Annotated in this window: 15 protein-coding genes; 6 read left to right on the forward strand and 9 right to left on the reverse strand. The window is 54.1% G+C overall.

The window, feature by feature from the left end:
* Positions 1 to 45 precede the first annotated feature (45 nt).
* Positions 46 to 351: a DUF2087 domain-containing protein gene (locus ACI0FG_RS16945; protein ID WP_419786189.1), complete on the forward strand. Its 306-nt coding sequence runs from the start codon at positions 46 to 48 to the stop codon at positions 349 to 351.
* A gap of 128 nt (positions 352 to 479) precedes the next feature.
* Here ACI0FG_RS16945 and ACI0FG_RS16950 read toward each other — a convergent pair whose 3' ends face one another.
* The 4 genes from ACI0FG_RS16950 to ACI0FG_RS16965 form a co-directional block, all read right to left on the reverse strand.
* A complete protein-coding gene (locus tag ACI0FG_RS16950) occupies positions 480 to 1106 on the reverse strand; it encodes a TetR/AcrR family transcriptional regulator (protein WP_419786190.1) in 627 nt (208 codons plus the stop codon).
* A gap of 215 nt (positions 1107 to 1321) precedes the next feature.
* Positions 1322 to 2542, reverse strand: a complete 1221-nt coding sequence (locus ACI0FG_RS16955; protein WP_419786191.1) for an ABC transporter permease — start codon at positions 2540 to 2542, stop codon at positions 1322 to 1324.
* Positions 2543 to 2604: 62 nt separating this feature from the next.
* Positions 2605 to 3270: a DUF3431 domain-containing protein gene (locus tag ACI0FG_RS16960; RefSeq protein ID WP_419786192.1), complete on the reverse strand. Its 666-nt coding sequence runs from the start codon at positions 3268 to 3270 to the stop codon at positions 2605 to 2607.
* Positions 3263 to 4051, reverse strand: coding sequence for a LarC family nickel insertion protein (locus ACI0FG_RS16965; protein ID WP_419786193.1), 789 nt, complete (start codon positions 4049 to 4051; stop codon positions 3263 to 3265). The genes ACI0FG_RS16960 and ACI0FG_RS16965 overlap by 8 nt, the downstream gene beginning before the upstream one ends.
* A gap of 409 nt (positions 4052 to 4460) precedes the next feature.
* Here ACI0FG_RS16965 and ACI0FG_RS16970 point away from each other — a divergent pair, with 409 nt between their 5' ends.
* The 4 genes from ACI0FG_RS16970 to ACI0FG_RS16985 all read left to right on the forward strand — a co-directional run bounded on the left by ACI0FG_RS16970 (position 4461) and on the right by ACI0FG_RS16985 (position 6965).
* Positions 4461 to 4934 (forward strand): MarR family winged helix-turn-helix transcriptional regulator, encoded by a 474-nt coding sequence (locus ACI0FG_RS16970; RefSeq protein WP_419786194.1) that lies wholly within the window; start codon positions 4461 to 4463, stop codon positions 4932 to 4934.
* 92 nt (positions 4935 to 5026) lie between these two features.
* Complete coding sequence (locus tag ACI0FG_RS16975) at positions 5027 to 5806, forward strand: class I SAM-dependent methyltransferase (RefSeq protein ID WP_419786195.1); 780 nt, start codon at positions 5027 to 5029, stop codon at positions 5804 to 5806.
* A gap of 492 nt (positions 5807 to 6298) precedes the next feature.
* Positions 6299 to 6550: a helix-turn-helix domain-containing protein gene (locus ACI0FG_RS16980; RefSeq protein ID WP_419786196.1), complete on the forward strand. Its 252-nt coding sequence runs from the start codon at positions 6299 to 6301 to the stop codon at positions 6548 to 6550.
* Between the two features lie 10 nt (positions 6551 to 6560).
* The gene (locus ACI0FG_RS16985) at positions 6561 to 6965 is read left to right on the forward strand and encodes a hypothetical protein (protein WP_419786197.1); all 405 of its coding nucleotides are present in this window, start codon (positions 6561 to 6563) and stop codon (positions 6963 to 6965) included.
* A 74-nt stretch (positions 6966 to 7039) separates the two neighbouring features.
* Here ACI0FG_RS16985 and ACI0FG_RS16990 read toward each other — a convergent pair whose 3' ends face one another.
* The 3 genes from ACI0FG_RS16990 to ACI0FG_RS17000 all read right to left on the reverse strand — a co-directional run bounded on the left by ACI0FG_RS16990 (position 7040) and on the right by ACI0FG_RS17000 (position 10520).
* Positions 7040 to 8359 carry an ATP-dependent 6-phosphofructokinase gene (locus ACI0FG_RS16990; RefSeq protein WP_419786198.1) on the reverse strand — a complete coding sequence of 440 codons (1320 nt, stop codon included), beginning with the start codon at positions 8357 to 8359 and terminating at the stop codon, positions 7040 to 7042.
* 91 nt (positions 8360 to 8450) lie between these two features.
* Positions 8451 to 9458 (reverse strand): D-glycero-beta-D-manno-heptose-7-phosphate kinase, encoded by a 1008-nt coding sequence (rfaE1, locus tag ACI0FG_RS16995; RefSeq protein WP_419786199.1) that lies wholly within the window; start codon positions 9456 to 9458, stop codon positions 8451 to 8453.
* A gap of 144 nt (positions 9459 to 9602) precedes the next feature.
* Entirely contained in the window at positions 9603 to 10520 is a 918-nt protein-coding gene (locus ACI0FG_RS17000; RefSeq protein ID WP_419786200.1) for a ParB/RepB/Spo0J family partition protein, read from the reverse strand.
* A gap of 94 nt (positions 10521 to 10614) precedes the next feature.
* Here ACI0FG_RS17000 and ACI0FG_RS17005 point away from each other — a divergent pair, with 94 nt between their 5' ends.
* A complete protein-coding gene (locus ACI0FG_RS17005; protein WP_419786201.1) occupies positions 10615 to 11040 on the forward strand; it encodes a hypothetical protein in 426 nt (141 codons plus the stop codon).
* 64 nt (positions 11041 to 11104) lie between these two features.
* On the opposite strand, the gene ACI0FG_RS17010 is transcribed toward ACI0FG_RS17005, so the two are convergent.
* Together ACI0FG_RS17010 and ACI0FG_RS17015 are read right to left on the reverse strand one after the other, a co-directional pair.
* Positions 11105 to 11878, reverse strand: coding sequence for a ParA family protein (locus tag ACI0FG_RS17010; RefSeq protein WP_419786202.1), 774 nt, complete (start codon positions 11876 to 11878; stop codon positions 11105 to 11107).
* Between the two features lie 214 nt (positions 11879 to 12092).
* Positions 12093 to 13100 (reverse strand): NAD-dependent epimerase, encoded by a 1008-nt coding sequence (locus ACI0FG_RS17015; RefSeq protein ID WP_419786203.1) that lies wholly within the window; start codon positions 13098 to 13100, stop codon positions 12093 to 12095.
* Positions 13101 to 13351 lie beyond the last annotated feature (251 nt).

Below are 13351 nucleotides of genomic sequence, written 5' to 3' on the forward strand. Positions count from 1 at the left end.
GAAAGATAGCCTGCGCCGGGATTCCGCGCAACCACGTGCTTTGCCGTGACCTGCCTTTTGCTGCGCTGGTCCAGGAAACACAGCGTGCGCCTGCTTGCCCTTTGGGTCATATGGCTTCACCTTCCTGCCCGCTCACCGCGCACGGAACCACTAATAAACGAGTTGCTTTCCGCCCGGCACGGCTTTGGCGACCATGCCCTGCTCCGCCGCTGGCTGGTGGACCATTCCATGGTTGAGCGCACAGCCCACGGCAGAAGGTATTTACGGTGCGAGATCCACCCTCCGGCAGATGCCGAGGAACTCATCCGCCGCTGTCGCCTGGTCGGATATCCGAATAATCCAACCCAATAACGGACAACCGCCGGAGGCGCATACAAAGCACCTCCGGCGGTTGTTTTCGATCTTTTCAGTCCCCAAACCTTCAATTTTCTCAGTTGGGTTCTCTATTCTCTAGATTTTTTCATGTTTTTTATTAGACTTCAATCGATCATCTCAGTTCCGGGCTTAAGGCAGGAAATCAGTAAACGGACCTGCGGCTCGATGAACTGCAGCACCCTGTCCGCGTCAAAATTTTCCGCACGCAGGCCGATGGTGACGATTCCGGCCAGATAAATGGAAACCAGGGCTTTGACCGTGGTCGAAACATCAACATCGGATGTAATTTCCCCTGTGCGTATCGAGTGCTCCAGCAGCGTGGCGAAATGGACGGAGAGCTGCCAGATAAGCTGGTCCATGGTATCGGACCAGGGCTGCTCCCCCTGCATACCGAGGCGGAAGAACTCCCCGGCCTCTTCCGAAATCTCACCCAGGTGGTGACACCGCCGCTCAATGATGTACATTATCTTGTTATCAATGGAGGATTCCGGCATTGACGCAAGATAATCGTCTATGGATTCGTTGAGATACTCAGCCCCTACAGCGCAGACGAGGAAGGACTTGCAGGTAAAACCTTCCTCGACCTCGGCGGCTTCCACTCCGGCGCACTCGGCTATCTCATCGATACCGAAGTCATGCACGCCCTTTTCGCCAAAGCATTTGGCGGCGGCTCGTAGGATGTGACGGCGCTTGGCCATCGCTTCAGCTTTTCTGTCGTCTTCCGGCATCATGTCCCCCCCGAACTCTTCCATCTGCCGGGCCTGGCCCGGTCAGAGCATCCGCAATAAGGGGACATCATGCTGACCTTTTCGTCAATACTCCTGTAAAAATTATCACGTCGCATGATGTTTTACAGACACAGTTTCGTGCATTTATATAGCTGGCTATTTTTATGATATATAGCCAGCTAATAATCAATATAACAATAATAAAATTAGGCTATTGATTATTTTTTGAGAATATCAAGAATTTCGAAGTTCGCAGCCTGCCAGGCAGGATAGGCACCGGCCACCACACCCAGCAGACACGAACCAGCCAGCGTGCTGATCAGGCTTACCGGGTCGAGAATAAGCGGCAGCTTGGCCAGAGTGCAGCCTACCACAACAAGGACCACAGTGACGGCTACGCCGAACGCGCCCCCTACCCCGGCCATTAGTGCGGATTCGAACAGGAATTGGCGCACAATGTCCCGCCTGCGGCCGCCAACTGCACGACGGACGCCGATCTCCACACGCCGGGCACGAACCACCAGGATCATGATGGAAAGGATGCCCAACCCACCGACGGCAAAAGAAATGGCAGAGGAGATGCCGCCCAGGGTGGCCATGAGGTCCAGGGCCTGCCGCTGCAACTGCATGGCGTCCTTCGGGGTCATGGTGGCAAAGTCGTCCAGCTTGCCCGGGCCAATGGAATGGCGTCGGCGCAGGATGGATTTCGCGGCGTCGTCCACCTGTTGCAACCCGGCAGCGCTGTCCAGCCGCAGAAACACGCCGCTGACCCAATCCTGATTGCTCGCCCGGCGCATGTAGGTGGTCAGGGGCATGAACAGGTATTCGTCCTGATCCTCGCCGGAAATATCCCGCCCCTTCCCTTCCATCACGCCGAGGATGCGGAACGAGGCGCGATAGAGATACGCGACCTGTCCCACCGCATTCTCCGCGCGGCCGAAGAGCCGCTCGGCGATCTTTCTGCCCAGCACGCACACTTTGGCCCTTTCCGCGACCTCTTCGGCCGTAAAGAACCTGCCGATATCCGTATGAAAACTTCTGATGCTCTGATATTGCGGCCAGGTAGCCAGGATTTTCGCCGTCACGGCATTTCCGTTGCCGCGCACCTGCATGTTGGTACTGACGAACGGCGCACCCTCCAGCACGGACGGCACCCCGCCGATGAGCGCCTCGGCATCGGAAAGCTGAAAGGTCTTCACATTGCCGTCGGTCCGCATGGCCCCGGAACGGCGAAAGCGCACTTGACCGGCCAGAACGGCAAAGAGATTGGGTCCGAGCTGTTCGGTCTCTATCTCCGCCTTGCGGACCATGATCTTTGAAACGTGTTGGACCCCGGTAAAGGCCAATGCCCCGAGAAAAACGCCGAGCATGGCAAGAATGGCCCGCCACTTGTGGGCCTTGAGCGATGATATGGCGATGCGCAGATTGAGCGGCAACATTCCGTTACTCCACGATTTGTCCGGCCACGGCCTTGGCCTGTGCCGGCTCCGTGCCTCGCGGTCTATTCATAGACTTCCCTGTTCCAGGCCGTATTGCCATTGAAAACATATTGCCAAAGCCGCTCCATGGCATGTCCGGTATTGAAGGCATCGTCCGGGTCCTGCTCCAGCAGACTCAGCGCATACTCATAAAAAGCCTTGGGCCGAGTACGGATGCGCTCCCCGGTGACGGCAAAAAGACCTGCCGGAGCTCGCGCCACAATCCGGGCAGGCGGCGTCACTCCGAACAGCTTGGTAAAGACCTCGCCCACAGGAATATCCCGCCCCCAACCGGTCCACCGGCCCTTGTTCTCCTCAAGCCGCAGATCGTGCGGTCGGCCAAGGACGTCACATTCCAGTCGGAACCAGGCGAATCCACGAAACGGCACCCTCCCATCCGCAACATCCGCAATCTTCAACTGCAACATCGACGGAGAGCCGTTTCCATCCCGATCAAGATGATCGAACGGATTACCCTGGACAAAGACGTTGACCTTAGCCAATGCGTCGTAGTGGCGCACGATATGCGAGAGATACGTATGCGATTCCCGTCCTATATTCTCCAATGGCACGGCGCCGGGAAGCGATTCCCCGCCTTTGTCGTAGACCACGCAGTCATACCCCAGGGACGTGGCCCAGGATACGTCTTCCCGGTAGCGGGCTATGATCACTTTGATCGTATCAGGCATGGTTATGATGATGGTTGGCAGCCTGCCGGTCACATTCTTCCGCAACACTATCCAAGACAAATGCCCGGACATAGCAAGGCTGTTCGTCGCTGGATCGCGTTCCGGAGCCATAGCCAATGGCCAGAACCTTGCCCAGCGGCTGGCAACCGCAAGTTTGTGCAAGGCTCCGCAATATGGCCAGTCCCGTCGGGGTGGAACGCTCCATGCCGCAGTCCGAACCGAAGGTGGTCAGCTCCTTGGCAAGCTCGGCGCAAGCCGGTGCCGGAACTGACATACTGCCGTGTGCGCAATGAACGAATCCCGACCCCAGATCGATAGGGGAGACAACAATATTATCGACATCCAAGGCTTCCGCAAGGAGCATCGCACCCAGTATATCCACAACAGTATCAAGCGAGCCTATTTCGTGAAAATGCACACTCTCCAAGGCTACGCCATGCACCTTGGCCTCGGCCTGGGCAAGCAGCGTCAGCACATGCACCGCCCGCTGTGCAATCCGGCCATCCTCTTCCGCCCTGTTTGCCACGTTTATCAGATCGGTGTAGGTCCGCAGTTCCCTCTCCGCGGTCTGCTCCACTTCCATCCGCCAAGTTGCTATACCACGCACTTTTTTCTGTTCCCAACGCAGCGCAAAGCCCTCAATGCCGAGACGTTCCAATTCATCTCCCAAACGAGAGAAGCCATTGCCTGCTCCATCCACTTCTTCCAGCGCATGAGCCATGGCCGAAACAAGCATGTCGCCACTCACTCCCGTGGAACAATCCAGATACAATGTACGCATCAGCTCCCCTATCCGCTTTACCTACTTCGGTACACTCGGGTCGGCATTTGGGCAAGCAAACAGGATTCGACATAGCCCCATGTCAGCAGGGCAAAGGTAATTTTGCGGCTCACTCCCTTTCCAGATCGGGCATATTTCCTTTCCGTCTTCCTGCACCTTGATCTTAGCCGCGACATTATCACACGTAAGCCGCGCTATTTCTAGCTGTTGCGGCACTCAACCTTTGTTCGCCACCAGATTATCACCCTACTTTTACCGCGAGAGTCGGCACTCTCCCAACCACACCGAAACTTTCACTGCCCCAGCCGCAACCCAGCTTATTCACCGCATGAATTTTCTTCCTCGTTGACACGTTTCCCGACAGCTGACATAGCTTGCTATATACATTTTAATTCAACCACATACCATTATGGACGAATTTCTCAACGAATCCTTTTTCCTCCGGCTGTCGCGGCTCTTCCGTCTGTACGACAAGTCACTTCGCAATCGGCTGGCCCTTCATGGTGTCAATCCTGGATATTTGGCCGTGCTCCAATGCCTTTGGGCAAACGAAATGGTGACTCAGACGGATTTAGGGCACCAATTGGACATTGAACAGGCCACGCTTTCCAACACGCTGCGCCGCATGGAAAGGGATGGCCTCATTCAGCGCACGCCCAATCCGAATGACCGCCGGTATCGCCCCATTGCCCTCACCAATGACGGACGCGCAAGCAAGGAGCCTGTCCTGAAGGCCCTGGACGAGCTGCAACAAGTGGTCAACGAAGGTCTCACCACAAATGACCGTCGCTATTTCTACCGGATTTTGCGCCAGATGACTGCCCGTCTTGAAGATGACATCGTGGAACCGCTCTTTGTCCTCACTGATGAAATCCCGGAATAGCCGGCCTCCGAACAGAATTCAGACCCAAGCCGCCATCCCAAAGGTTGCAAACATGGCGCAACCTCGCTAAAGACGACCCACACGGAGCACCAATGAAAAAGTATATCGATGTAACCATAGGTGGAGAGACCGTCAAAAAGCACAGGCGCGACGTCCGCAAGGATGCCGTGATTTGCGCTTCCATCCCGGAGCGGCCCTGTCACATATTCGAGGCCAGTGCCGGTTCGGCCATACTCTCGCGCCAGTTGCACGACCAAGGGCACCGTGTCAGCATTTCCAATTATTATCCCCAGGGATTCAAAGACATCGAGGAACATTTTGCGGATCTGAACCTGCCGCTGGATCTCCCGGACAACACCTTTGATGTCGTCATCTGCCGGGAAGTCATTGAACATGTCGAATCGGTGCCCCATACCCTTCGCGAGTTCCACCGCATTCTCAAGCCGGGCGGCAAACTCATCCTCACCTTTCCCAACAGGCTCCAGATCCGCTCCCGCTTTCTCTACCTGCTTTCAGGATTTTACCGGGGCATGAAATCCCCTATCAACCTCAATATTCACATGGGCGAGGGGCACATCAATCTGATCGGATACCCGGAGATGGACTATTTTCTCCGCAAGACCGGGTATGGAGTCGAATCCGTCGGCGCCTCGTATTTTCAGGCCAGCGACAACATCTTTCTTTTGCTTCGGCCTCTCATTTCGTTGAGCACCAATTACTATCTCCTGAAATACAAAAAGAAAGCACAGGATCACGACAAGACGAAACCTGAAAATCGTGAGTACAACGCCTATATTGCCAAGACTCTTCTGAGCAAAGCCCTTTTCCTCGGCAAGGATGTCATAATTACAGCGGTGAAGCAGGCTTCCTGATCCGACGCCGTCCCCCTTCAACTATTCTCCGGCCCAAGTGCCAGTTCTACAATGTTCCGCATGAGCAGTTTTTTTCGTTAGGCCCTCTATCCTCCCTTATCAAATCTGTTTTTGTGGTCCGCTGTTTCCTGTTCCACAATCTACTTTAACTAATATTGCCGCTTCTTCTTTTATTTCATAAACCATTAATAATCAGCTGATTCTATTGCAATTTCACGTATCAACACAATTCAAAACTCAATAATTTCCTGTGAAATTCTCTAGAATTTTCAGGTCTTATCTACAAATAAATTTTTATTTGGGTGTTTTTCCCATTAAATTTCATGCCTGATTCTGCTATACCCGTCCTCAATCGACAGCAACCGCCCGTAATGGCTTTTCAAGCCCCTCTTTTTAGAGAATTTCTAGACTTTGTGGGACAACGTTGTACTTTGTTGACAATCTTTGACAGCCTATGTCAAAGAATGAACATGGTAGGTCTGATGTGACATCATGAATGAAATGGAATCGACCAAACCTCCCACCCTGCTTACGGTGAAAGAGGTAGCGGAGCTGCTGCGTGTTCATCAGCGCACCGCGTACCGGTTGATTACTGGTGGAGAGATCAGGGCCATCAAGATCGGAAGCCAATGGCGTGTTCCTGAAAAGGATCTGATGGAATACCTGGAAAACGGACTCAATGAACCGGTTGCGCCACAAAAAAAGCGCACGGTTCAGGATCAATACAAACTTCCTTTGGAATAAGGAGAAGCACATGTCGAACAAGGTTGTTGGCGGGCAAAACGGCACCGATCCACTTCTTAAAGTAAATTTGCCCAACGATTTCGGTCAGGACATCTCTGTTACCGGCCAGCTCATTGGCGAAGAGATGTACTTTGACGACCACAGTGGCATGTTGACGATGGAAAAACTGTATCGCGACCAGGAAGGGCAGCTTTCCTACGGAATCATTTCCGCCATTGGACACGCCCGCGAGCGCCGCGCCTATCACATCGAGGAACGTGAGGAAAGTTGCATTGCCTCCAACGGCAGCCTTTCCCTGGAATTCTCCTACGATGAGCTCTTCGAACTGCTGGCCGTTGCCATGGAGGCGGAAAAGGAATCCGCAGGCCGACAGGTCAATGAGCAGGTTCGCCGTCGCCTGGCAGTTAATGAATAGACGGTTTTCAGCCTCGGCGTGAAAAAAGGGAGTCCCATCGGACTCCCTTTTTTTGTTTGCTCTTTTGTCTCGGGCTAATCGCCTTCGTAATAAGCCTGCTGCCCCGTCGCTTCCAGCACGGCACGCCAGTAGTCGGAATCAACATTCATGGTACGCCGCTTGGCTGTGACCAGATCGAGCGGCAGGTGGACCATGCTTGATTTGAGCTGGGCCACGACCATCCCGGTTTTCCCCGCCATGGCAGCGTGGACCGCGTTTTGCCCAAGAAATCCGCAATAGACTCTGTCGCCCGCATTGGCCGGCACCGACCGGATAATGTAGCTCGGATCAATAAATTTCATGAACATTTCAAAGTCGTTTGCCTTGAAGTGGGCCTTGATCCGATCCATGAGGAAGGTGCAGATATCACCTAGCTTCTTGTTGCCGGAGGCGTCCTTGAGCTCCTCATTGCGCAGCAATTCCTGCCCGGCGCCCTCGGCACAGACAATAAGAGCGTGTCCCCTCATCCGCAGCCGCTTCTCCAGCGCCTTCAGGAACCCGTTTTTGCCTTCCAGAACCAATGGCTCCTCGGGTACGAGCAGAAAATTGACCTCCTGCATGGCCAGAGTGGCCTGGGCCGCGATAAATCCGGCCTCCCGCCCCATCAGCTTGACCAGCCCGACGCCATTATCCATGCCGATCGCTTCGGCATGAGCGCAATGAATCGCCTCGGTGGCTTTTTCCACCGCCGTATCAAATCCGAATGACCGGGTGATGAAATTGATATCGTTGTCGATGGTCTTGGGGATGCCGATAACAGCGATTTTACGCCCCCTGCGGGTCACTTCCTCCACGATGGCCTTGGCGGCGCGCATGGAGCCGTCACCGCCGATGACAAACAGGATGTTGACGTTGAGACGTTCCAGGGAATCGACAATTTCCCCAGGGTCCTGCGGGCCACGGGAGGAGCCGAGAACCGTGCCGCCAAAGTGATGAATGTTGGACACGGACCGAGGCGTCAATTCTTCCACATCATATCCATATTTCGGGATAAACCCTCGCAGCCCATAGCGAATGCCGAGCACGGTACGAATACCGTAGTTGTAGTGCGCCTCGTTGACGATGGAGCGGATGACATCGTTGATGCCCGGGCAAAGCCCGCCGCAAGTGACGATGGCGCATTTGGTCTTGGAGGGGTCGAAATAAATCTTATCCCTGGGACCGGCCTTTTCAAATTGCATGGACACGGTCTCGCTACCGAGTTCCGTCAACTGCTCTCCGGTCATCATCATCGTGGATATTTCGCTATCCTTCCGATATTTAACGAGATGCTGCGGAGTCGCTATCTTAGCCGGACCCAAATTCCCGATAGTCGTATCATATGTTCCTGTTTTTTTAACCATGATGCCCTTCATCCCCCATCATGCTTTGCAGAACATTGCTGTTGATTAAATTTATCGGTTAATAACTCAATTTATAATATTATTCGACTTGTACTCTCTTGTTTTACCAGGACTCTACTTCCGGCTCCGGAAGCTCTTCCAGCGCCATGTACAAATCTTCGGGCGATGCCGTGGCCGCGCCTATCTGCCCGACCACCACGCCAGCTGCATAGTTGGCCAAGGTGCAGGAGGTCAGGAGATCGAGACCAGCGGACAGAGCGAGGGCAACAGTAGCAATGACGGTATCGCCAGCGCCGGTGACGTCGAACACTTTCTGCGCAAAGGTCGGAATATGGCTGACTGAGCTTGTCCCTTCAAACAAGGCCATGCCGTCGCCACCCATGGTGATCAGCAGGTTCTTGCATTCCAGACGCTCGAAAAGCGCCCTTCCAGCCCGAATCACGGTGTCCTGGCTCTTGACCGGCAGACCAGCCCCCTCTCCCGCTTCCTTGGTATTGGGGGTCAGGAGATCGACGCCGCGGTAGAGATCGTAGTTCACGGTCTTGGGATCTACAAGTATGAGCGGCCTCTTTTCGCACTCATCCACAAGGGCCATAAAGCGGCACATGAAGTCCTCGCAGATAAAGCCCTTGCCGTAGTCCGAAAGGATGATGACGGGATAGTCGCCGATAATCCCCTGGAGATAGCTGAACAAGGCATCCAGCTCCGCTTCCTGCAACGGGACGGCCAGTTCCTGGTCCACCCGCACCACCTGTTGATTGGCTGCGATGATACGGGTTTTCTTGGTTGTCGGCCGGGCCGGGTCCTGAATCAGCTTGGTCTTGATGCCTGCATTGGTACAGAGTTTTTCGAGACGGGCCCCGTCCTCATCCGTACCAACCGCAGAGACCAACAACGAACGCCCACCAAGAGCTACGATGTTTCTGGCCACATTGCCCGCTCCGCCCAGGAGTGACGACTCGCGGGCAACCCGAACCACCGGCACCGGGGCTTCGGGAGAGATTCTGTCGACGTCCCCAATCAGATAATGGTCAAGCATCAGGTCGCCAATGATCATAACCCGATTCTCTGACAGGGTCTCGATGGCCATACGCAATTTTTTATATGACATTTATCCAACCAGCATAATTTTCAGTATTATTACAAACAATCACTTACTGCTTACGACCAGGGTCATTCAATCCGCTCAACGATCAATCATCACCTTTTGATTGAATAGTGATTGATACCGGATCACCTCTTCTGCCCGATTTGCTCAGTCGAGTTCGGCTCCAAGCATTTCAGCAAGCGTCCGCAAGTCATCTTCACTCTTGTAACTAACAGTAATCTTGCCCTTATTGGGCGACCCTGAAATCTTAACCTTAACATTCAGCACATTCTGCAATGTTTCTTGCAGGGCCGTCAGCTTAGGATCCGAGGGTGCAGGCTCCGGCTTGGGAGCGGCAGCCTGCGCAGGCTGGCCGATTTCCTCTGCACCGGGAAGGCGGCCATGTTCTTTCCAAAATGAGGCCTGGGCCTCAGCCTGCCGAACCGTCAGCCCGTTTTCCGCTATGCGCTGATGCAGGGATTGCTGCACCTCGGCATCGACAACAGCCATTATGGCCCTTCCGTGCCCGGCACTCAAGTTCCCCTGCTGGATATCCGTCTGAACCGCATCCGGAAGGTTAAGCAGACGCAGCGCGTTGGCCACTGCCGACCGGCTCTTCCCCACCTGACGAGCCAGCTCTTCCTGGCTCAGGCCGAACTGCTGCTGCAACTGCTGGTATCCCAGAGCTTCCTCAACCGCGTTCAAGTCCTCGCGTTGCAGGTTTTCTATCAGTGCAATGGCCAGACTTTCCTGATCCGTCATCTCCCGGATGAGCGCCGGGATCTCGGTCAGGCCTGCCAGCTTGGAAGCGCGCAGGCGGCGCTCTCCGGCAACCAGTTCATATCTATCATCGCCCAGAGACCGGATAAGTACCGGCTGCAACACGCCACGCACCTTGATGGATGCGGACAAATCCTCCAGCGCTTCGGGCGAGAACTCCCGCCTAGGCTGATGCGGATTCGGCGTGATGGCGGAAACAGGTATCAAACGAACCTCGGCCGCTTCCGACGTTTTCTTTTCATCCTCACGCACACCGCCCAGAAGCGCATCCAACCCACGCCCAAGGCCTTTGTTGGCCGATGACATATATCCTCTCCTTTTGCTTGCGGCAAATCAACCTTGCCCCAAGGTGCTTTTACGCCTATAACGCCCACCAAACATACAACCGACCGGAGACATCATGGCCGACCATATTCATGAACTTTTCGACAAAGACGGCAATCCCATTGGTGCACTGCTCTCCGCCGAAGCCTGGGCCGCAGTCCGCGATGACGTGCTGGCCAAACTCGGCGTGGCGGAACAGGCTGCTCCGCCCGAGAAGCCCGAACCCACCCGCGACTGGGAGTCGCTGCAGGAGTACTGGGACTTCGATTATCCAGTGGATACCGATGTCGCCTGCGACGAGTGCGGCAACTCCACCGAAGACTGGGCGGCTGATGATCCCAGAAAATTCCGGCTCACCGCCGCCAACTTAGCCGGGCTGGTATCCTTCCAGTGTCAAAACTGCCGTGCCAAGGTAGTCAAAAAGCACTTCAAGGACACCATTACCACTGAATGCACTCCCTTCCAGGATGAAAAGATCCGGCGCAAGGAAGGTCGGTACTAGCCATTCTACGATCACGGTGTTCGACCGGGTCGAGCACTCGTGATCTTTTGTTGAAAATACCCTTCTACCCCCTGGCAGTCGTACTCTTCGACACTTCCTGCGCCAGGGCGAGGTAGGCCTCTGCCCCCCTCGATTTGATATCATAGTTGATCACGGGCTTGCCAAAGCTGGGAGCCTCGGACAGCCGCACATTTCGCGGAATGACCGTTTCGAACAGGTGCTGAGGGAACGCCTTGCGCACCTCGTTCTTGACCTGCCAGGAAAGCCGATTACGGGAGTCGTACATAGTCAGTACTACTCCGAGAATGTCCAAACCGCTATTCAGCCGTTTTCTTACCAGCTCGTAGGTCATGAGCAGCTGCGCTATGCCTTCCAATGCGTAATACTCGCACTGAAGCGGCACCAAAAGTTCAGTTGCGGCACAGAGTGCATTGACCGTAAGCAGCCCTAGCGACGGCGGGCAGTCTATAATGATGTAATCAAAGTCGTCATCCGCCGTGACGACCAGATCCCGCAGGTAATATTCCCGCCCCATCTTATCCACCAGTTCGATCTCGGCCCCTACCAGATCCTGCGTACCCGGCAGAATGGAGAGATACGGCACATCTGTTTCGTAGATGGCCTTATGAATGTTTTTGGGGTCGAATAGCGCAGAATAGATATTATCGCGCTTGTCACTGGGGTAAAATCCGAGTCCGCTTGAGGCATTTCCCTGAGGGTCGCAGTCCACCAAAAGCACGCGTTTTTCCATCACGGCCAGCGAAGCAGCCAGGTTCACGGCAGTAGTTGTTTTGCCTACCCCACCCTTCTGATTCGCCACAACGATTCTTCTCGCCACGGATTCCTCACTTGCTTGTTCTTGATCCGCTCACGTGTTTCACGTGAAACACTCATGGTGATCAGGCGAATGTTTCACGTGAAACACTCAAAACACCCTTCATCAGGTGGTAAGCGGAAACGAAAAATAAGGCAACGTCAAAAGAGAAACAAAGCACAAAAAAAGGGCGAACACTGGATGTGCTCGCCCAAATCGATCAAAAAATGATCAAATTTTAGATGCCGTAATACTCTCTGTACCACTCGATGAACTTTTCAATTCCATATTCAATGGTGGTATCAGGCTTGAACCCTACATCTGCAACCAGGTCACTGACATCGGCTTCGGTGGCAGGAACGTCACCGGGCTGCATATCCATGTAGTTGCAAATGGCCTTCTTGCCCACGACTTCCTCGATGACTTCGATGTAACGGGAAAGCTCTACTACAGAGTTGTTGCCGATGTTGTATATACGGTAGGGAACCGGGCTAGTGCACGGGTCGGGGTGATTGCCATCCCAATCAGGATTGGGAGTAGCCGTGTTGTTTATCACACGAACAACGCCCTCGACGATGTCGTCGATATAGGTAAAGTCGCGGCGCATCTTGCCGTGGTTGAAGACGTTGATCGGCTTACCCTCAAGAATGTTCTTGGTGAACAAGAAGAGCGCCATGTCAGGACGGCCCCAGGGTCCGTAGACCGTAAAGAAACGAAGGCCGGTCGTGGGCAGCCCGTAGAGATTGCTGTACGAGTGAGCCATCATCTCATTTGCCTTCTTGGTCGCGGCATAGAGGCTCATAGGATGATCAACCGCTTCATGCGGATTGAGCGGCATGTGGGTGTTCATGCCGTACACGGAGCTGGAAGAAGCATAGACGAGATGCTCCACCTTGTTGTGGCGGCAGCCCTCAAGAATATTCAAAAAACCGACTACGTTCGAATCGACATAGGAACGAGGATTCTCAATGGAGTAACGGACCCCGGCCTGAGCCGCGAGATTCATCACATGAGTGAACTGCTCTTTCTCAAAGAGGTCAGCCATGGGCTGGTTGTCCTCAAGGGAAATGTTCACATGGCGAAACAAAGGGCTCTCTGCCAAAATGGCGAGCCGCTTCTTCTTGAGGTTCACATCATAGTAGTCGTTCAGATTGTCGAGGCCAACGACCTCATGTCCTTCCCCGACAAGACGACGGGAAAGATGAAAGCCGATAAAACCGGCCGCACCGGTGACAAGTATCTTCATAAGTCTTCGCTGTCCTTGTTCACTGCCGCGCTAAACACGACGGTTATTCCAGTGGAGAGATTTGACCTCTCCGTTATTGCAGCCCCCACATACGTTACCCGGCCTCGTTTGGGCAAGCCGTGAAACGCCCCTTAAAAGGAGCTACAATGGCATGAGTCAGGTATACCACCCTACCATCCAAGAAATATCATGTTATTACAGCAATCTGCATAGCATCTTCAAATTTCAGGGCGTGGCTCAATTTTCCATAA

Source organism: Pseudodesulfovibrio sp. 7M6, assembly GCF_050058625.1.
Classification (GTDB): Bacteria; Desulfobacterota; Desulfovibrionia; order Desulfovibrionales; family Desulfovibrionaceae; genus Pseudodesulfovibrio; species Pseudodesulfovibrio salinus.